Source organism: Rubellimicrobium aerolatum, from assembly GCF_017872975.1.
Classification (GTDB): domain Bacteria; phylum Pseudomonadota; class Alphaproteobacteria; order Rhodobacterales; family Rhodobacteraceae; genus Rubellimicrobium; species Rubellimicrobium aerolatum.
Genome location: NZ_JAGGJP010000002.1, coordinates 340,478 through 358,251, shown reverse-complemented (window position 1 = coordinate 358,251; position 17,774 = coordinate 340,478). Strand labels below are relative to the sequence as shown.

The 17,774-nt window shown below is 71.0% G+C and carries 15 protein-coding genes; 5 read left to right on the top strand and 10 right to left on the bottom strand.

Annotation, left to right across the window (positions count from 1 at the left end; all coding sequences use genetic code 11):
• Positions 1 to 16: 16 nt before the first annotated feature.
• Together rfbD and rfbB are read right to left on the bottom strand one after the other, a co-directional pair.
• Positions 17 to 886, bottom strand: coding sequence for a dTDP-4-dehydrorhamnose reductase (gene rfbD / locus J2Z33_RS03880; protein WP_209838055.1), 870 nt, complete (start codon positions 884 to 886; stop codon positions 17 to 19).
• Complete coding sequence (gene rfbB, locus J2Z33_RS03875; protein ID WP_209838053.1) at positions 883 to 1,947, bottom strand: dTDP-glucose 4,6-dehydratase; 1,065 nt, start codon at positions 1,945 to 1,947, stop codon at positions 883 to 885. Before rfbB ends, rfbD begins: the two co-directional genes overlap by 4 nt.
• A 263-nt stretch (positions 1,948 to 2,210) precedes the next feature.
• Here rfbB and J2Z33_RS03870 point away from each other — a divergent pair, with 263 nt between their 5' ends.
• Positions 2,211 to 2,855: a rhomboid family intramembrane serine protease gene (locus J2Z33_RS03870; RefSeq protein WP_342454123.1), complete on the top strand. Its 645-nt coding sequence runs from the start codon at positions 2,211 to 2,213 to the stop codon at positions 2,853 to 2,855.
• Here J2Z33_RS03870 and J2Z33_RS03865 read toward each other — a convergent pair.
• The 6 genes from J2Z33_RS03865 to J2Z33_RS03840 form a co-directional block, all read right to left on the bottom strand.
• Positions 2,837 to 4,045 carry a glycosyltransferase family 4 protein gene (locus tag J2Z33_RS03865; RefSeq protein ID WP_209838051.1) on the bottom strand — a complete coding sequence of 403 codons (1,209 nt, stop codon included), beginning with the start codon at positions 4,043 to 4,045 and terminating at the stop codon, positions 2,837 to 2,839. The two genes, J2Z33_RS03870 and J2Z33_RS03865, sit on opposite strands and share 19 nt — an antisense overlap.
• 154 nt (positions 4,046 to 4,199) lie before the next feature.
• The gene (xrtD, locus tag J2Z33_RS03860) at positions 4,200 to 5,798 is read right to left on the bottom strand and encodes a VPLPA-CTERM-specific exosortase XrtD (protein WP_209838049.1); all 1,599 of its coding nucleotides are present in this window, start codon (positions 5,796 to 5,798) and stop codon (positions 4,200 to 4,202) included.
• Positions 5,799 to 6,013: 215 nt separating this feature from the next.
• Complete coding sequence (locus tag J2Z33_RS03855; protein ID WP_209838047.1) at positions 6,014 to 7,258, bottom strand: hypothetical protein; 1,245 nt, start codon at positions 7,256 to 7,258, stop codon at positions 6,014 to 6,016.
• A 50-nt stretch (positions 7,259 to 7,308) separates the two neighbouring features.
• Positions 7,309 to 7,938, bottom strand: a complete 630-nt coding sequence (locus J2Z33_RS03850) for a polysaccharide biosynthesis/export family protein (RefSeq protein ID WP_209838045.1) — start codon at positions 7,936 to 7,938, stop codon at positions 7,309 to 7,311.
• Between the two features lie 141 nt (positions 7,939 to 8,079).
• Complete coding sequence (locus J2Z33_RS03845) at positions 8,080 to 10,563, bottom strand: tetratricopeptide repeat protein (RefSeq protein WP_209838043.1); 2,484 nt, start codon at positions 10,561 to 10,563, stop codon at positions 8,080 to 8,082.
• Between the two features lie 74 nt (positions 10,564 to 10,637).
• The gene (locus tag J2Z33_RS03840) at positions 10,638 to 11,345 is read right to left on the bottom strand and encodes a sugar transferase (RefSeq protein WP_377109663.1); all 708 of its coding nucleotides are present in this window, start codon (positions 11,343 to 11,345) and stop codon (positions 10,638 to 10,640) included.
• A 347-nt stretch (positions 11,346 to 11,692) separates the two neighbouring features.
• Here J2Z33_RS03840 and J2Z33_RS03835 point away from each other — a divergent pair, with 347 nt between their 5' ends.
• The 4 genes from J2Z33_RS03835 to J2Z33_RS18645 all read left to right on the top strand — a co-directional run bounded on the left by J2Z33_RS03835 (position 11,693) and on the right by J2Z33_RS18645 (position 15,728).
• On the top strand, positions 11,693 to 12,592 hold the full coding sequence (locus tag J2Z33_RS03835; protein WP_209838041.1) for an ExeA family protein: 900 nt from the start codon (positions 11,693 to 11,695) through the stop codon (positions 12,590 to 12,592).
• Between the two features lie 3 nt (positions 12,593 to 12,595).
• The gene (locus tag J2Z33_RS03830) at positions 12,596 to 14,197 is read left to right on the top strand and encodes a GumC family protein (RefSeq protein ID WP_209838039.1); all 1,602 of its coding nucleotides are present in this window, start codon (positions 12,596 to 12,598) and stop codon (positions 14,195 to 14,197) included.
• A gap of 11 nt (positions 14,198 to 14,208) precedes the next feature.
• Positions 14,209 to 15,045 (top strand): CpsD/CapB family tyrosine-protein kinase, encoded by an 837-nt coding sequence (locus J2Z33_RS03825; protein ID WP_209838037.1) that lies wholly within the window; start codon positions 14,209 to 14,211, stop codon positions 15,043 to 15,045.
• A gap of 140 nt (positions 15,046 to 15,185) precedes the next feature.
• Positions 15,186 to 15,728, top strand: a complete 543-nt coding sequence (locus J2Z33_RS18645) for an acyltransferase (protein ID WP_209838035.1) — start codon at positions 15,186 to 15,188, stop codon at positions 15,726 to 15,728.
• Here J2Z33_RS18645 and J2Z33_RS03815 read toward each other — a convergent pair.
• Together J2Z33_RS03815 and J2Z33_RS03810 are read right to left on the bottom strand one after the other, a co-directional pair.
• A complete protein-coding gene (locus J2Z33_RS03815; protein ID WP_209838033.1) occupies positions 15,725 to 16,588 on the bottom strand; it encodes a glycosyltransferase family 2 protein in 864 nt (287 codons plus the stop codon). The genes J2Z33_RS18645 and J2Z33_RS03815 overlap by 4 nt on opposite strands.
• Positions 16,581 to 17,762: a polysaccharide pyruvyl transferase family protein gene (locus J2Z33_RS03810; protein WP_209838031.1), complete on the bottom strand. Its 1,182-nt coding sequence runs from the start codon at positions 17,760 to 17,762 to the stop codon at positions 16,581 to 16,583. Before J2Z33_RS03810 ends, J2Z33_RS03815 begins: the two co-directional genes overlap by 8 nt.
• Between the last annotated feature and the right edge of the window lie 12 nt (positions 17,763 to 17,774).

Below are 17,774 nucleotides of genomic sequence, written 5' to 3'. Positions count from 1 at the left end.
TCGGCCGCCCTTTCGCCTAGGCGGGGGCGTGCAGCGCCCCCAGTTCCCTCAGCACGTTGCGCAGGCCGTCGCGCCAGTCGGGCTGGGCGATGCCGTAGGCGGAGTGGAGCGAGCCGCAGTCCATCCGCGAGTTCAGGGGCCGCGTGGCCGGCGTCGGATAGGCCGAGGAGGGGATCGGGTTCACCCGGCAGGCGAGGCCCGCCTCGGCCATGATCGCCTCGGCGAAGCCAGCCCAGCTCGTTTCCGGGGCGCCGCAGAAATGGTGCGTGCCGCTTGGGCCACCCTGTGCGAGGCCCTGCGCCAGCGCGAAGCAGGCGTCGGCGATGGCCGCGGCGGGGGTGGGGCCGCCGATCTGGTCGGCGACGACGGTGATCGCCTCCCGCTCGCGCCCGAGGCGGAGCATGGTCTTCACGAAGTTCGCGCCATGGGCCGAGAAGACCCAGGCCGTCCGCAGGATGACATGGGGGCCGCCGGCCTGACGCACGCCCTGCTCGCCCAGGAGCTTGGAGCGGCCGTAGGCGTTCTGGGGGGCGACCGGGTCCTCGGGCGCGAAAGGCTTCGTGCCCAGCCCGTCGAAGACGTAATCGGTGGAGATGTGGACGAAGGGCAGCCCGCGCGCGGCGGCGGCGCGGGCCATGGCGGCAGGCGCCTCGCCGTTGATGACGCGGGCGGCCTCCTCCTCGGACTCGGCGCGGTCCACGGCGGTCCAGGCGGCGGCGTTGACCACCGCGTCGGCCTCGGCCCTGGCGATGGCCGCCGCGCAGGCGGCGGGGTCGGAGAGGTCGGCCACGTCGCGGCCGAGCGCGGTCACGGCCACGCCCTCGGGGGCGCGGCGCAGGATCTCAGTGGCGACCTGGCCGGTGCGGCCGATGAGGAGGAGCCTCATTCCGCGCTCTCCGGCACGGGATCGACCTTGGTGCCGAGCCGCTGGCCCACGCCCTGCCGCGCGAGCAGGGGACGCCACCAGTCCTCGTTCCGAAGATACCATTCGACGGTGCGGCGCAGCCCCTCCTCCAGCGTGACGGAGGGACGCCAGCCCAGCTCCTCGCGGATGCGGGTCGGGTCGATGGCATAGCGGAGGTCGTGGCCGGGGCGGTCGGCGACGTAGGTGATGAGGTGGTCGTGCGGCGCGGCCTCGGGGCGCAGGTCGTCGAGGATGGCGCAGATCGTCTGCACGAGGTCGATGTTGCGGGCCTCGTTCTCGCCGCCGATGTTGTAGCTGCGGCCGACCTGCCCGCGTTGGAGCACGGTCAGGAGGGCGTCGGCGTGGTCCTCCACATACAGCCAGTCGCGGACGTTCAGGCCCTGGCCATAGACGGGGATGGGCTTGCCGTGGAGCGCGTTGAGGATGACGACGGGGACCAGCTTCTCGGGGAAGTGGAAAGGACCGTAGTTGTTCGAGCAGTTGGTGAGCACGACCGGCAGGCCGTAGGTCTCGTGCCAGGCGCGGACCAGGTGGTCGGATGCGGCCTTGGTGGCGGAGTAGGGGGAGTTCGGGGCGTAGGGCGTGTCCTCGGTGAACTGGCCGGTCGCGCCCAGGGTGCCGAACACCTCGTCCGTGGAGATGTGGTGGAAGCGGAAGCCCTCGGGGCGGCCCTCGCGCAGCCAATAGGCGCGGGCGGCCTCCAGCAGGTTGAAGGTGCCGTTGACGTTGGTCTCCACGAAGGTGCCGGGGCCGTCGATGGAACGGTCCACGTGGCTTTCGGCGGCGAGGTGCATGATCGCGTCGGGCCGGTGCGCGGCGAGGACGCGGTCGAGCGCCGGGCGGTCGCGGAGGTCCGCTTGCTCGAAGGCATAGAGCGACGAGTTCGTCACCTGCGCCACGTTGGCGAGGTTGGCCGCGTAGGTCAGGGCGTCGAGGTTCACGACCTCGTGGCCACGCGCCACGGCGAGGCGCACCACCGCCGAGCCGATGAAGCCGGCGCCGCCGGTCACCAGGATTTTCATCTGGGGGTTCTCCCTTCCTCTGCCACGCGGGGGACCCCGCCACGGGACGGCGGGATGGTCAAGTATGCGCCATGCCGCATCGCAGAGACCACGGCAAGGGCGGCGCGGCCACGCCGGGGCGGTCGCCGTGCCGGTGTGGCCCCGGGACGCTGGCGTCCCCCGGCCAGGGGCCGCATGATGGACGGACACGGCGCGCGGGCCGGCGCGGGGAACCGGGGGGCAGGGTGGCGGCAGCGGAGATGCGCGGGCGGGATTCGTCCCGGGTGGAGCGTCGGCCGGAAGGGGAGCCGGGCCTCCGGCTGCCGGGCGTCGCCATGGCGCTGATCGCGGTCAACCTGCTGGTCGAGGCCGTGCTCCTCGCGGCGGACCGGGGCCTTTGGGGGTCGCCGCTCTGGCGGGTGACGGCCTATCAGTATGGGGGCTTCTGGTCGGGTCTGCTGCGCGACTGGCAGCCCAACTATCCAGGACAGGCCGTGCTGATGTTCGCGACCTATGCCTTCCTGCACGGCGGGCCGGGCCATGCCCTGGGCAACATGGCGACGCTGGCCACCCTGACCCCCTCGCTCGCGCGGCGGCTGGGGGCGTGGCGCCTCGCGGTGGTCTATGCCCTGTCGGCGCTGGGCGGGGCCGTGGTGTTCGGCCTCCTGTCCGCGACGGCGGCGCCGATGGTCGGCGCCTCGGGCGCGATCTTCGGCCTCGCCGGGGCGGCGCTGGTCCTCTACTGGGAGGAGCAGCGCCGCCCCGGCGGGGTGCTGGCGGCTCTCGCGGTGCTGGCGGCGCTGAACCTCGTCACCTGGGTCCTGGCGGGGGGGCAGCTCGCCTGGCAGACGCATCTGGGCGGGCTGCTGACCGGGATGGCCGCGACCCGGGCGTTGGGCCGCGCGCCGGATCAGCCGAGGGTGCGGTAGATCCGGTCGTAGGCCGCGAGCAGCCGGGGAGCCGAGTGGCTCCAGCTCAGTCCGCCCCGCACGCGGTCGAGGCCGATCTGGCCCAGCCTCTCGCGCAGGTCGGGGTCGTCCATCAGGACGGCGATCTTGTCGGCGAAATCCTCGGGCTCGTTGGCGCGGGCGTAGAGCGACGCCTCGCCGGCCGAGGCGCGGCCCTCGGTCAGGTCGAACTGCACCACCGGCTTGCCGAGCGCCATGTATTCGATGACCTTGTTCATCGTGCAGATGTCGTTCATCGCGTTCCGGGGATCGGGCGCGACGCCGATGTCGATGCTGTTCAGGACCTCGACCAGCGCCTCGCCATAGAGCGGGCCGTGGAAGGTGAACTTGTCCGTCAGCTCGCGCCGGGCGACGTCAGCCTTCATCTCGTCGAGGCCCGAGCCGAAGCCCACGATGGCGAAATGCACGTCGGAGCGGCCCAGGCCGTTCACGAGGTGGTCGGCGGCGGCGACGAGGAGGTCCATGCCCTCCTGCTGGCCGATCACGCCCACGTAGCCCAGGACCGTTCCCGCGTCGTTGCGGTGGACGAGGTTGCCCGGGCCGGGGATGAAGGTTTCGAGCTTGGGCGCGGAGCGGACGACGAACACGTCGTCGGGGTCCATGCCGCCCCTCTCGATGGCGATGCGGCGAAAGCTCTCGTTGGTGGCGATGGAGACGCGGGCGGTGCGGAAGGTCAGCTTCTCCCACAGGAGCATCACGTTGTAGAGCATCCCCTTGCGGCCGAACTTGGCCTCGAACAGCTCGGGGGAGGGGTCGTGGTGGTCGAAGAGGTAGGCCACGCCCTTGGAGCGGTAGCGGCGCGCGAGCAGGAACACGAGGTCGGGCGGGTTGCAGCCCTGGATCACCTGGAACGGCCCCTGTTCCTTCCAGACCCTGGCCGCGAGATTGAACCAGCCCTTGACCGCCGCGCCGTATTCGCGGGCGTAGGCGACCGCGCCCTCGTGCGCCTCCAGGGGCAGGGGATAGCGGTAGATGTGGACGCCGTCGATCTCCTCGTAGGGGGCCGTCCAGTTCCGCATCTGCGGGCAGATCACCGACACCCGGTAGCCCGCCGCGATCAGCGTCGTAGCCTCCAGCCACACGCGGCGATCGAGGGGAACGGGCAGGTTCTCCACGACGATGAGGACGTGCCGGGAGGTTGCGTCGGCCATGTCGCGGTTCACCTTGCTGTTGCGGTCCCGGCGGTTGCCTAGCCGCTCGGGCCGGAAGGCGCAACGACCCGGCTCGGGCCGGTCTGTGTCCATGGGCGAAACGCCCGGGGGAGCGCGCGTGGCGCTCCCCCGGGAGACGGCTTCGCGCAGCCCGTCAGTTCGGGATGTAGTCCGGCAGGCGGGGCAGCACCTCGGCCATCAGGCGGCGGATGCGGGCGTCGGCCACCTCCTCGGCCTCGCCCTCGTTGATGGCGGTGACGAAGCGCACGATGGCCCCGTCGGTGCGGCCCATGGTCAGGCTGTCCCAGACGACGCTGGCCTTGGCAAGGTAGTCGTTGGTCATGCGCTTCCCGCGCTGCTCGAACCAGTAGTAGACGAGCTGCTTGGACAGGCCCTTCTGGATCACCGCTCGGTTGAGGGTGAAGTCGCCGTAGACCGTGCCCGGCATGGAGACGGCCACGGGCTCCATCGAGAACACCTCCCAGCCGCCGACCGGCAGGCAGACCTCGGGCGAGTGGATGCCCGTGCCCTCGGTCTGGTTGCTGTACCAGGCCGAGAACAGGTTCACCGGCGCGGCCTCTTCGGGGGAGACGTAGGTGACGTTCACGTAGTCCGAGGCATCGAGCACCGTCTCGGTCTCGGGCGCCAGCGCCTCGGAGAAGCCGGACCAGCCGTCGATGTCCTCGGGGAAGATGGCGAAGGTCTCGCGGACGAGATCCGGCCGCTCCGGGGCCGGAGTGGCCACGAAGGCCAGCGTCACCGCGCCCGACAGGAGGGCGGCCGCGACGAGCCCGGGCGAGGCCTGGATCCCGCCGAGGCGGGCGGCCTGCCGGCCGAAGCCTTCGAAGTCGAGGTCGATGACCTCGGACAGGGGCAGAGGGTTGGGCGTGAGCCGCTGGAGCGTCACCGCCATGATGAACAGGATCGCCACGCAGGCCCCGAAGATGACCCAGCCCTCGAAGAAGTGGAGGAAGCCCTCGGCCTGCTCGATCCCGTAGCTGTTCACGAGGATTCCGATCACGCCGATCCGCACCGCGTTCATGAACACGGTGAGCGGAGCGGCCATCAGGAACAGCACGACCTTGTGCCAGAAGGGGCCGCGGTAAAGGATGCCGAACAGGTAGGAGAAGCTGAGGATCGGGAACAGGTAGCGCAGGCCCGAGCAGGCCTCGGCCACCTGGAGCTTGTAGACGCCCAGGTCGATCACGTTCCCTTCAAGGAACACCGGCACTCCCGCCAGCCGCACGAACCAGACGCCCAGCTCGGAGGAGACGAGCTGGAGGAAGATGGTGAGCTGCCAGTAGAGGAACTGGGGCAGGGGCAGCATGAAGATGAGGTGCAGCACCGGTGCCCAGTGGCTGCGGCCCCGGTCCCAGCCGAAGCCCACCAGCACCACGCCCATCATCCAGATGATGAAGGCGTAGGTGGTCACGTCCGGGATCTGCACGAGGTTGCCGAAGATGCCGAAGGCCAGCGCGAAGAGGATCACGAGGATGCCGGGCCAGCGGCGGCGCGGCTGGGCCGGGTCCTCGGGCGGAGCCATCCGAAGCTCGCGCAGGAAGAGATAGAGCGAGACCAGCGGGATGATCGGGCCGTGGCTGTATTCGGGGGTGGACCAGGCGCGGGCCAGCGCCTCGAAGCCCAGCCAGTAGACCGGCAGCGACGCGACGATCAGGGCCGCGAACCAGAACAGGCCCGGCGGGTTGAAGCCACGGTCGGGACGGCCGAGGGCCTGGGAGGGAACGTAGGACATCGATCACCCTAGAAGGACGTGCGCATCAGGACCGCCCGCGCGGGCAGCCGAACCGAAAGGGACCATAGGGCGTCACGCCACGGAAATCGAGTGGTCGCGCGGGGCGCGACAACTTGCGCCGCCCGGGGGCCGGTCGAGGCCCCGGGCGGCCGCCGGGGCTGCGACTCCGTGCCCTTTCAGGAGCTTCCGGCCGGCGGGTGCCCTCCTCAGGGGGGCTAGAGCCCGCCGCCGAACTGGCGGCCCAGGGTCAGAAACAGATTGTCGTTCTTCGCCAGCTCCTCGCCGGTCTCGTCCTCGCGCTCGTGGCGGTAGCCCAGCGACAGGTTCCAGGCGCGGGTGAGCTGCCGCTGCACCGTCGCGCCGAGCTCCAGGCTGCGGGTCCTCGCGTCGGTCGAGGTGTCCTGGGAGGCGCCGTAGAGCGCGTCGAGGCTCAGCGAGGTGGTCGGGGTCATCTCTTGGTTGAGGCGGGCGGCGAGGGTGGTCACCAGTTCCTCCTCGTCGCCTTCCAGCGTCTCGACCGACTGGTCGAGCGCGAGCGACGCCGTGCCGCGCGGCAGCGTCCGGCTGGCCGAGACGCCGCCGGTGAGCTGGAGGTCGCCCGTGCCGTCGCGGGTGACGCCGATCCGGCCCGAGACGGCGCCGAGCGGGCGTTCGAGGTCGCGGCCGAAGCTGAGCGAGGTCCGCAGCCCCTCGTCGGTGTCGTCGAAGCCCAGCCTGGCCACATACTGTCCGTCTGGCCGCGCGATGGAGCCCTGGAAATCGACGCCCCTCTCGGTCTCGGGATCGCTGCCGTCCTCCTCGTAGGTGGAGGTCGTGAAGCCGGCCCGGAGGTCGATGGTCTCGGTCAGGCTGAAGCGCAGCTCCGCGCCGAAGTTGGTGTCGGTGTAGTCGAGAAGCTCGCTCTCGGCCGAGACGTCGCTGTAGTCCACGCCCTGGACTCCGGCGGACAGGGTCGCGCCGAAGGGCGCGTCGTCGCGCAGCGAGAGGCTGGCGTCGAGGCGGCCGAGCTGGCGGGTGCCCTCGCCCTCCAGGTCCTCGAAGTCGTCGGGGAGGTCGATGGTCCCGTCCTCGCCCAGGAAGTCGCCAAGGCCCCGCAGGAACGACACGTCGGTGCGGCTGAATCGCCCCGAGGCCGTGAAGCTGGACGCGGGGACCGCGCGCTCGTAGCCGAAGGACAGGCTCGGGCCATCGACGCGCGCCTCGTCGTCGGAGAACGGCACCTCGACGTTCGCGCCCGCCTGGAGCGTGAGCCGCGAGGCCGGGGTGCTGCTGGCGTAGGACAGGCCCAAGGCCGTCAGGGCGCTGGTGCGGGAGTCCTCGACCCCGGGGTCGAGGTCGGCGTTGGTGTCGAAGCCCAGGCCCTGCGACAGGCTGACGGTCAGGCCGGGGTTCGGCCCCTCCTGCGCGGGCGCGGGGGCGGACAGCGGCAGGCCAAGGGCCAGCGCGGCCAGGACGGGCACGCCGCCCCGCCGGGACGGCGGGCGCCCGAATCGCCGGGACGGCGCGGTAGTCATTCGAAGAGCCGACGCTGCGGGACCACGATCACGTCGCCGTCGGCCAGCGCGACCGAGCCCGCGCCGCTGCGCCCCTGCTCGATAGCGCGGTAATCGATGCCGTAGACGGTCTCGCGCCCGGTGGCGGGGTCGGTCCGGCGGAGCTGGATGCGCTTGGTCGCGGCGAAGGGCGAGAAGCCCCCCATCTCGGCCACGATCTGGAGCATGGTCGTCCCCGGTTCGACGCTGAGCTTGCCGGGCCGCCCGGCCTCGCCCACCACGTAGACGTCGATGGTGGGGGGCTCCTCGGCGGCCAGAGGCTCCTCCTCGTCCTGTGCGATCTGGGCCAGGCCGACGAAGACGTTGGGAGGCGCGGTGAAGTTGGGGGCGAGCCGGTCCACGAGGTCCGACTGGATCTGCTCCACCGTGCGGCCGGCGGCCGGCACCGAGCCGGCCAGCGGGACGGTGATCCGCCCGTCCGGCGACACGAGGCTGCTTCGGTTGAGGCCCGGGTCCTCGATGACCTCGATCTGGAGCACGTCGCCGGGCCGGATCCGATAGGCGTCCTGCGCCTGCGCCGTCCCCAGCACCCCCAGGCCCAGGAGCCCGGCCGTGACCGTGGCGATGGTGGTCTTCCGAATGATCATGCGGTTCCTCAACTGCGCGACGGCAGCCCTGCGTTAGGTCCTGCCGTCACGATAGCAACCGCCGCCGGGCGCACAAGACCGGCACCATCCCCGGGCGCCGAGTTTCCGCGCGGCGCGGTCCCGGCACCACAGGTGGGGGAGTCAGGGCGCGGAGGCGGGCTCGGCCGCCGAGGAGTTCGACGACAGCCCGGCGGGTGCCGCCGGCAGGGCGGCCAGGGTCTCCCTGGCGGTCGCCATCTGCGGGATGGGACGGTCGCCGGCCAGGTCGAGGGCGCGGGTCAGGGCCGCCCGCGCCTCCTCGGTCCGGCCCAGCGCGTGGTAGGTCATGCCCAGGTGGAAGCTCACCACGGGGTCCTCGCCCAGCGATTCGGCGGCCCCTTCCAGGTAGGGCAGGGCCTCGGCGTGCTGGCCCCGCTGCGCCAGGATCCAGCCGTAGGTGTCCATCAGCGCCGGCTCGCGCGAGTCCTCGAGCCGCTTGGCGATGGCGAAGGCGCGGTCCAGGTCCTCGGCGCTCGAGGCCCGCTGGCTCAGGAGGCTGGCGAGGTTGTTGGCGACAACGACGTTGAAGCTGTTGGCGTCGTACATCGACTGGTAGATCGCGATCGCCCCGTCGATGTCACCGCTCCGCTCCAGCTCGGCGGCCTTCATCCAGGACAACTGCTGGGAACCGGGGCTGGCGGCAAGGCCGGCGTCGAGCACCGCCGTCGCCTCCTCGGCCCGGTTCGTGCGGGCCAGCAGGGTGTAGAGCTGCATCGTCGCCCGCTCCGAGGTCGGGTCCAGGGCGATCAGCTCGCGCAGGAGCGCCTCCGATTCGTCGATCCGGTCCTCCGAGGCCATCAGGCCGGCGTCGAGCAGCCGCAGGTCGAAGTCGTCCGGCGAATCCGACAGGCGCTGGTCGAGGAAGTCGCGCGCCTCCTCGGCGCTGCCGGTGCGGAGCATGGCGCTGACCGCGCGGGCCACGTCCTCGGCGCCGCCGCCCTGGTCGGCCAGCGTGCGGAGCATCTCCAGCCCGTCCTCCGTCCGGTTGCTGGAGAAGGCAAGCCCGGCCCGCAGCCGCTGCGCCGCGTCCTTGGCCGCGTCGGAGCCGATCGCGTCGAGCTGCGCCGCGACCTGCTCGACGCCGGGGAGGTTGTTCTGCCCCAGCCAGAGCTGGCCCAGCCGCAGCGCCACCTCGACGGAGGCCGGGTTCGCGGCGCGGGAGTCCGACAGCACGGTCTCGGCGGCGGTGGCCTGGCCTTGGGCGAGGAGGAACTCGGCGTAGCGAAGCGAGGGCTCCACGGCGAAGTTCGACACCTCGGCGGCGGCCGACAGGCGCTCGCCCGCGAGGTCGAGGTCGCCGTCGCGCTGGTGCGCCTCGGCCATCAGGGTCAGCACCTCGATGTCGCGCGGCTCCTGCGAGAGGGCGGTGCGGAGGTCCACGATGGCATCGCCGGGCCGGTCCTCGTCGATGGCCCAGGCCGCGCGCAGCTTGAGCGCGTCCACGTTGCCCTGATCGACTTCCAGCACCTCCTCGACACGCTGGCGCGCGCCGACGCGGTTGCCCATGTCGGACAGCATCCGCGCCAGCGTGGTCTTGATGCGGCGGGTCTGGTCGGAATCGGGCGCCGTCTCCAGCACCGCCTCGATGGCGGCCACTGCCTCGTCGGCCTTGCCCGCCTCGTAGTCGAGGCCGGCGAGGAGCGTCCGGTAGAGGTCCGCGTTGGCCGTGCCCTCGTTGGCCTTGACCAGCGATTCAATCTCGGCCCGGGCGGCATCGGCGCCACGGGCGGCCCGGATGAAGTCGATCAGCGTGACGAAGCCGCCCGTGGCTCCCGTGGGATCGCCGGCCAACTCGCGCAGGAGGGCCTCGGCCCCGGCGCTGTCGCCTTGAATCAGGTGCCAGCGCACCAGGGAGGAGCGGACCTCCTCGTTGTCGGGGAAGAGGCGATACATCTCGCGGAGCTGGGCCCCCGTGCCGTCCATGTCCTCGGCCGCGACCAGCGCCCGGAACTTGGTCATGTGCAGGTCGAGCGAATCGGGGTCGTCCTGGAGCGCGCGGTCGATCACCGGCACGGCATCGACGGGGTTCGGGCCGGACACCAGACGGTGGATCACCACGCGGCGCGCGATGCCGAGCTCGTCATGGGCGGCGAGGAGGATGCGGGCCTGCCGGGCCACCTCCTCCTGCCGGGCCTCGTCGCCGGCCATGACCGCGCCGTGATAGCGCAGCGCCAGGTCCACGGCTTGGGCGCGCAGGTCATCGGGCAGCAGGCGCAGGGCCTCGGCGCCGTGGCGCTCGGCCTCGTCCCAGTTGCCCTGCTCGATGGCGAGCTCCGCCAACGTCAGGCGGACCTCGCCTAGGTCGGGATACTGCTCGGCCAGCAGGAGATAGTGGCGGTAGGCCTCGGTCACGTTGCCGCGGCGGAGGTTGATGTCCGCGTAGGCCATGCGGGCTTCCTGGTGGAAGCCGTCGTTGTCGAAGACGTTCCGCAGCTCGACCAGGGCGCGGTCCTCGTCGCCCTGCTCGATGAGCGCAAGGGCGGACCGGTAGAATCGCTCGGCCTTGTCCTCCTGGCTCTCGCAGCCGGACAGGACAAGGACGGAGGACAGGGCCGCCGCGAGGATGACGCCAGATCGGTTCAGCATGGGATCTCGATTGAAACAGGATACGCGGGAACCAGGCTCGAACGGCCAGCCTGCTACTCGATCCCCTTATTGCGTCAGTAGCCGGTCGCCCGCAAGATGACGCGGACCGTCGCCGCCAGGATGCGGACATCCTCGCCGAAGGACAGGCTGTTGAGGTAGGCGTTGTCGTAGGAGGCGCGCGCCGCGAAGGAGGTGCCGTTCCGCTCGCTGACCTGCCAGGGGCCGGTGATCCCGGGACGCATCTGGAAGTAGGCGGTGCCGGGGTAGAGCTCCGTCTGCGACGGCATCATCGGACGGGGCCCGACGAGGCTCATGTCGCCCTTGAGCACGTTCCAGAGCTGGGGAAGCTCGTCGAGCGAGGACTTCCGCAGGATGTGGCCGACGCGGGTGATGCGGGGATCGGCCTTGAGCTTCTGCGTCTCGTCCCATTCGGCCCGGGCAGCGGTGTCGTTCCTCAGATGCTCCTCCAGGCGGGCGTCGGCGTCGCGCACCATGCTGCGGAGCTTCCAGATGCGGAAGACGCGCCCGCCCCGGCCGACCCGGTCCTGCGTGTAGAAGGGCTTCCCGCCCTCCATCGCCACGACGAGGGCCAGGAGCAGGACGAGAGGAAGGACGATCGGGAAGGCCAGGAGCACGACCAGCACGTCGAGGGCGCGCTTGGCCACGCGGCGGTAGAAGTGCCGTTGCTTCGTCGGGGCCATGGGAGCATCGGACATCGTCGCCGTCGCCGTGTTGTTCGACCGGCCGAGAAGCCAGCTCTGCTCACGATCATGCATCGACATGGGTTTCCTCAGCGCGAAAGGTCAAGGCAGGAAAGGCTGGAGCCCGCTGGCCCGGCAGCCCCCCGCGGATGAAGGCTACCCTGGTTCCCCGGGTGGCGAGGTCATTAATATTTCATTAATGGTTCTAGCCCTGTTGATGCCGCAGGTGCAACATGTTCCGACCTAGGTCCGGAGCCGGATCGGGCAACAGACTAGCGTTCGATTGGAAACTGCCTCAGATTTGGTCGGCATTCTAGGAGAATGCGCCACGCTGGGCGGGAACGATTCGCCGCACTGCGGCGAGTCCGTCTGGCCAAGGTCGGCGCTCTGGGCTAGGAAGTCCCGAAACCTCCTGGACAAGGCGCAAGATGGCCACGAGCCTTGACATCTATGTCGAACACTTCGGTCTCACGGAGCGGCCCTTCTCCCTGGTGCCCGATCCGGCCTTCCTGTTCTGGTCGGAGCATCACCGGCGGGCCTTCGCCATGCTGGAATACGGAATCGTCACCCGCGCGCCCGTCACCCTCATCACGGGGGAGGTCGGGGCCGGCAAGACCACGATCCTGTTCAAGCTGCTGGCGACGCTGGGCGACGACGTGCGGGTGGGGCTCATCACCAACTCGCACGGCGATCGGGGCGAGCTGCTGCGCTGGGTGCTGATGGCGCTCGACCAGCCCGCGCCGGTCGAGGCCTCCTACGTGGACCTGTTCAGCCGCTTCCAGGCGCATCTCATCGCGGAATACGCCCAGGGGCGCCGGGTCATCCTGATCTTCGACGAGGCGCAGAACCTCTCGCGCGAGTCGCTGGAGGAGATCCGGATGTTCACCAACATCAACGCCAACAAGGACGAGCTGGTGCAGCTCGTGCTCGTCGGCCAGCCGGAGCTGCGCGACCTGATCCGCCGCCCGGACATGATCCAGCTCGCGCAGCGCGTCGCCGCCAGCTTCCACCTTCCGGCGATGGATGGTCCCACCGTGCAGGGCTACATCCGGCACCGGCTGGAGGTGGCGGGCGCGCAGGAGCCCATCTTCAGCGAAGGAGCCATCGACTTGGTGCACGAGGCCTCGAAGGGCGTGCCGCGGCTGGTCAACCAGCTCTGCGACCTCGCCATGGTCTACGCCTTCACGAAGGACCAGCGCCACGTCTCGCGCGCGACTGTCGAGGACGTGCTGAACGATGGCGTGTTCTTCGCGGGCGGCCAGACCGTCACCATCCCGCCGCGCGCCCGCGCCGTGGGCGAAACCACCACCAGCCGAGGGGAGGCCTGACGCATGGACCTCAAGTTCTACCTGTCCGTCTTCCTGCGGCGCCTGCCCTACGTGATCCTGCTCACGGTGCTGGGCGCGGTGCTCGGCGGGACCGTCGCGGCGCTGCTGCCGCCGAGCTACTACACCCAGGCCCGTCTCGCCGTGGAATCCGAGCAGATCCCGGGCGACCTGGCCGCCTCCACGGTCCAGAGCCCGCCCCTCGAGCAGATCCAGTTCATCACGCAACGCATCCTGTCGCGCGAGAGGCTGATCGACCTCGCGAACCGCCTGGACATCTACGCCCCCGCCCCCGGCGAGGCGCCTGTGCAGATGGCGGCCGACGACCTGGTGGCCGACCTGCGCGAGCGGATCCAGATCACCACCACCGGCGGCGGTCCGGGCCGCACGACTCGCGAACCCGTGCAGCCCATCAGCGTCACCGTGGGCTTCACGGCGGGGACCGCGCAGCTCTCGGCCGCCGTGACCAACGAGGTCGTGACTCTCATGCTCCGCGAGAACGTGGAGATGCGGACCCAGACGGCGGGCCAGACGCTCGACTTCTTCAACCAAGAGGTCGACCGGCTCGGCCAGGATCTCGCGCGGAAGGGCGCCGCGATCCGGGCCTTCCAGGAGTCCAACCGCGACGCGCTGCCCGACAGCCTGGAGTTCCGGCGCGGCCAGCTCGTCGCCGAGCAGGAGCGGCTGCTTCAACTCCAGCGCGACGCGGCTGCGCTGCGGGAACGTCGCCAGCAGCTCGTGAACCTCTACGAGGCCACCGGCGCCGTCGGCTTCGACGCGGCCGGCGCCGCCCTCACGCCCGAGCAGCGGCAGCTCCAGGAGCTCCGCAACCAGCTCTCGTCCGCCTTGGCCGTCCTGTCGCCGACCAACCCGCGCGTGACCGTGCTCCAGAACCAGATCACCGCGCTCGAGGCGCAGGTGGCGGCCACCCAGGGGGCCTCGGTCGCCAACAGCGCCCGGGCCGGCATGAGCGCCTACGAGATCCAGCTCGCCGACATGGACCTGCAGATCCGGCAACTGGAGGAGCAGCAGCCCGCCATCGAAGCCGGCTTGGCCGAGCTCCAGGCCACCATCGAGGCCACTCCGGCGAACGCGATCACGCTGGCCGACCTCCAGCGCGACTACGAGAACGTCAGCGAGCAGTACGACCAGGCCGTGGCCCGCCGCGCCGTCGCCGAGACCGGCGAGATGATCGAGACGCTGTCGCGCGGCCAGCGCATCACCGTTGTCGAGCAGGCCGTCCCGCCCGAGCGGCCGCAGAGCCCCAACCGGCTGCTGATCGCCGCCGGTGGCCTGGGCGGCGGGCTGTTCCTCGGCCTCGCGCTGGTGGCCCTGCTGGAGTTGTCCGACCGCTCGATCCGCCGTCCGGTCGAGCTGACCGGCAAGCTCGGCATCGTGCCCTTCGCGGCGCTGCCGCTGATCCGGAGCCGCTACGACCTGCGGCGCCGCAAGATGCGGATCGCAGTGGCCCTGGCGCTGATCCTGGTCGTCCTTCCCGGCGCCCTCTGGTTCATCCACAGCCAGATCATGCCGCTCAACCTCGTGGCGGATCGCCTGCTCGGTCGGATGACCGCCAGCCTCGATCCCGTCCTGTCCAACCTCGGCTGAGGATCAGATCCATGGAACGCATCCAACATGCGATCGAAAAGGCCCGCGCGGCCCGGACCGACGCCGTCGCCGGCCCGGGGGTTGCGCAGGCGCCCGCCGGCTGCGCCCGCCAGCCGGCCGAATCCGGGGCGGAGGCTGCGGTCCTCGCCAACTGGCAGGCGCTGCGTGAGGTCGCCGTGCCGGCGCAGGCCCTGGTTCGGGCTCATGTCGTCACCGCCACCGGCGAGAAGGAAGCGGTTCGCTTCGACATGATGCGGACCAAGCTTATCCACGAGGTCCGCGCCAACCAGTGGCGGCGGATCGCCATCACCTCGCCCGGCCCGTCCTGCGGCAAGACCACCGTCTGCCTGAACCTCGCCTACAGCCTGGCGCGGCAGCCGGAGGTGCGTGTCGTGGTGGTGGAGGCCGACCTGCGGCGCCCGTCGCTGGCCAAGGTGCTCGGGCTCCGCCCGTCCGTCGGCGTGGCCGAGTTCCTCGACGGGCAGGCAGGCCTGTCCGACGTCTCTATCCGGCTGCGCCCGAACCTCGCGGTCCTGTCCAGCCCCGAGCCGCGCCGCAACGCGCCCGAGCTGTTCCAGTCGCCCGCCACAGCCCAGGCGATCGCCGCGCTGGAGGAGGCCCTGGAGCCCACCGTGGTCCTGTTCGACCTGCCACCGGTCCTGTCGGGCGACGACGTGATGTCCTTCGCGGGGCACGTGGACGCCGCGCTCATCATCGCGGGGGCGGGCACCACCACCATCGCCGAGATCGACAACTGCGAGCGCGAGCTGGCGAGCCGGACCAACATCATGGGCGTGGTGGTCAACAGCTGCCGCTACCTCGGCAAAGACTACGACTACAAGGACTGACCGGGCCAAGCCGCCGCGCCATGGGGACTGGGGGCGACCGTCCCCGGCGGACCGGGTCACGCGGCCGGGACGGCGCCGGCCACGCGCTGGCCGGGCCGGGAGTGGCCCGTCGCGCGAAGCAACGAGGAGAGAGGGCCGCGATGGCTGTCCGGAAACGCACGACGCTGGGGCGCGTCGCCCACCTGCTGGGCTCCGTCCTCGATCCGCTCGTCTGGCTGCATCCGTTCCGGATGCTGCATTATTACGGCTACAGCCATGTCCGGCCCCGTCGTCAGATGCGGCTCGGGCGCGACGTGCGGCTCGCCCCCAACACCTCCTTCCGCAACGCCGAGAGGATCGAGCTCGGGGATCAGGTCCAACTCGGGGAGCACACCGCGCTCTGGGCGGGGCGCAGCACCTCGTGGGTCCGCATCGGCGCGCGGACGACCTTCGGGCCGGGCTGCTTCGTCACCGCTGCCGACTACGGCCTTGCTGCCGGCCGGCGCATCACCGATCAGGAGATGGTGGAGCGCGACGTGGTCATAGGCCCGGACTGCTGGATCGGCACCAAGTCGGTCATCACCGCCGGCGTGACGCTGGGCGAGGGCTGCGTGATCGGCGCGGGCTCGGTGGTCACCAAGGACGTTCCGGCCGGGGCCATCGCCGCCGGCGTCCCCGCCCGCGTCATCCGGATGCGGAGCTAGACCTTCCGGCCCGCCGCCTGGCCCAGCATCCAGGCGCACCGGCGCAGGCGCAGCCGCGTCAGCGTCGCGAGGGCCGCCCGCCGCTCCGCCACGCCGCTCAGGCGCGGGGAGGTCATCACCTTCACCGCATGGACCCCGATCGACGGCACCATGCCGAGGCCGCGCAGGGCCCAGGCCGCGCGGGCGCGCGGGCTCTGGGTGGGGCGCAGCTCCCACATCTCGGCGGTGAGCCGGCGCCACTTCCGCTCCAGCGCCGACCAGTCCGAGCGGGTGGGATGGGCGACGCGCAACTCGTCCGCATGGACGAGGCGGAAGCCCAGGCCCCGGGCGCGGTGGCACCATTCGAGGTCCTCGGACAAGCCGGGCCGCAACTCGCCCACCCTGTCCCAGATGGCGCGCGAGGTGACGAGGTTGGCCGTCACCGAGAAGCCCTTGCTCTCGATGTAGCCCTGGTTGTCGAAGGCGAAGACCGTCTCGAAGGCCTCCGCCCCGCTGCGGGGCCCCGGCGTCTCGTCGAAGAGCGTGATGGTACCGCCCACGATGTCCGCGCGCCCCGCCACGCGGCGGACGGTGGCCAGCCAGTCGGGCGCGGGCACGCAGTCGCAGTCGAGGAAGGCGATCACCGGCGCGGTGGTCTCGGCGACGCCCCGATTGCGCGCCATCGCCGCGCCCTTGCGCGGCTCCACCACGATGCGGAGCCCCGGATGCGCCGCCCGCACCGGCTCGAGGCTGTCGGTCGAAGCGTTGTCCACCACGACGACCGCCACCTCGGGCGTGAGTTGCGGCATCAGCGCCGAAAGGCAGCGCGTCAGGCGGGCCACGTCGTTGTAATGGGGGATGATGACGGCGACCTCAGGCACGAGGGGCCGCCTCCATCAGGCGCCGCAGGGCCGTCTCGTAGGCTGCGAGCTTCTGGATGCCGAGGGCGAGCGCCGCCTCCGTCTCCCGCTTGACGGCCGCGCGGTCCTCGAAGGCCTGGGCGACCTTGCCCAGGATGGCGGCGTTCTCCTCGCCCGTGCAGTCCACGGTGCGGTCGTAGCCCAGGGAGCCGAAGAGTCCGGCGAACTTGCGCGAATAGGCCATCGGCACCACCGGCACGCCCGAGGAGAATGCGGCGATGCAGGCGTGCATCCGCGCGCCCATGAAGAAATCGAGGCCAGCGATGTAGGTCTTGGCCTCGGATGGCGAGGCGAAGTCGGGGGCGAGGACCGTGCCGGGGAACTCGGCGGCAAGGGCTTGGCAGGCGCGCAGGTCGTCCTCGCCGGTCATGCGGCCGGTGTGCACGATGACGTGCGACACGAGGTGGACCTCGCAGCCCGCCGGATGCGCCTGGAAGTGGCGGATCAGGTCGCGGATCAGGCCCGGATAGTCGGTCCGCAGGCCGAAGTCGTTCCTGCCGCTGTAGCCGCCCGCGAGCAGGAGGCCCGAGACGTTGATCCCGACCTTCACCGGGCCGCCTTCGCGCGGGGCCGGGGGATCGTAGGGCAGCCGCAGGGCCACGTCCGAGGCCTCGATCACGTCGCGCCGGCCCAGGTCCTTCGCGGCCTTGGTCGATTGCCGATCGCGCGACGCGACCACGGCGGCGCGGTTCAGGAACAGCCGCGCGGCGAGCTTGGAGCTCCGCTTGGTGAACGGCCCGATGGTCTGCGGCGCCATGACCAGCGGCGTCCGGGCAAGGTGAGTCAGCCCCTTGAGCAGGAACATCCTGTTCAGCCGCCCCGATCCGTAGATGTCGGCGAAGCTGTCGCCTGCGCCGATGTCGATCACGAAGTCGGACTTGCGCGCCAGGGCGAAGTAGCCGTCCGGCCGGGTCATCGCCTGCCGGTTGTATGGAACGAGGCGGATGTCGGGCCCGGTCACGTAGGGCTCCCGCCGGTCCATGAGGTCCAGCACGGTGATCTCGATCTCGCGCCTCAGGTCGGCCGCGAGCCGGCGCAGGATCGCCACCTCCGAGACAGTCAGCGCCCCCACGCCCAGGTTGTCGGAGCGGGTGGAGTGCATGATGAGGCAGACGCGGATCGGTCTCGGGGCCATTGTCACCCTTTC

What these genes read in the sequence shown, in the direction of transcription:
- rfbD (WP_209838055.1), bottom strand. Translation starts at nt 886, where the DNA reads ATGAGGCTCCTCCTCATCGGCCGCACCGGCCAGGTCGCCACTGAGATC.
- rfbB (WP_209838053.1), bottom strand. Translation starts at nt 1,947, where the DNA reads ATGAAAATCCTGGTGACCGGCGGCGCCGGCTTCATCGGCTCGGCGGTG.
- J2Z33_RS03865 (WP_209838051.1), bottom strand. Translation starts at nt 4,045, where the DNA reads ATGGCCGACGCAACCTCCCGGCACGTCCTCATCGTCGTGGAGAACCTG.
- xrtD (WP_209838049.1), bottom strand. Translation starts at nt 5,798, where the DNA reads ATGTCCTACGTTCCCTCCCAGGCCCTCGGCCGTCCCGACCGTGGCTTC.
- J2Z33_RS03850 (WP_209838045.1), bottom strand. Translation starts at nt 7,938, where the DNA reads ATGATCATTCGGAAGACCACCATCGCCACGGTCACGGCCGGGCTCCTG.
- J2Z33_RS03845 (WP_209838043.1), bottom strand. Translation starts at nt 10,563, where the DNA reads ATGCTGAACCGATCTGGCGTCATCCTCGCGGCGGCCCTGTCCTCCGTC.
- J2Z33_RS03840 (WP_377109663.1), bottom strand. Translation starts at nt 11,345, where the DNA reads ATGTCGATGCATGATCGTGAGCAGAGCTGGCTTCTCGGCCGGTCGAAC.
- J2Z33_RS03835 (WP_209838041.1), top strand. Translation starts at nt 11,693, where the DNA reads ATGGCCACGAGCCTTGACATCTATGTCGAACACTTCGGTCTCACGGAG.
- J2Z33_RS03830 (WP_209838039.1), top strand. Translation starts at nt 12,596, where the DNA reads ATGGACCTCAAGTTCTACCTGTCCGTCTTCCTGCGGCGCCTGCCCTAC.
- J2Z33_RS03825 (WP_209838037.1), top strand. Translation starts at nt 14,209, where the DNA reads ATGGAACGCATCCAACATGCGATCGAAAAGGCCCGCGCGGCCCGGACC.
- J2Z33_RS18645 (WP_209838035.1), top strand. Translation starts at nt 15,186, where the DNA reads ATGGCTGTCCGGAAACGCACGACGCTGGGGCGCGTCGCCCACCTGCTG.
- J2Z33_RS03810 (WP_209838031.1), bottom strand. Translation starts at nt 17,762, where the DNA reads ATGGCCCCGAGACCGATCCGCGTCTGCCTCATCATGCACTCCACCCGC.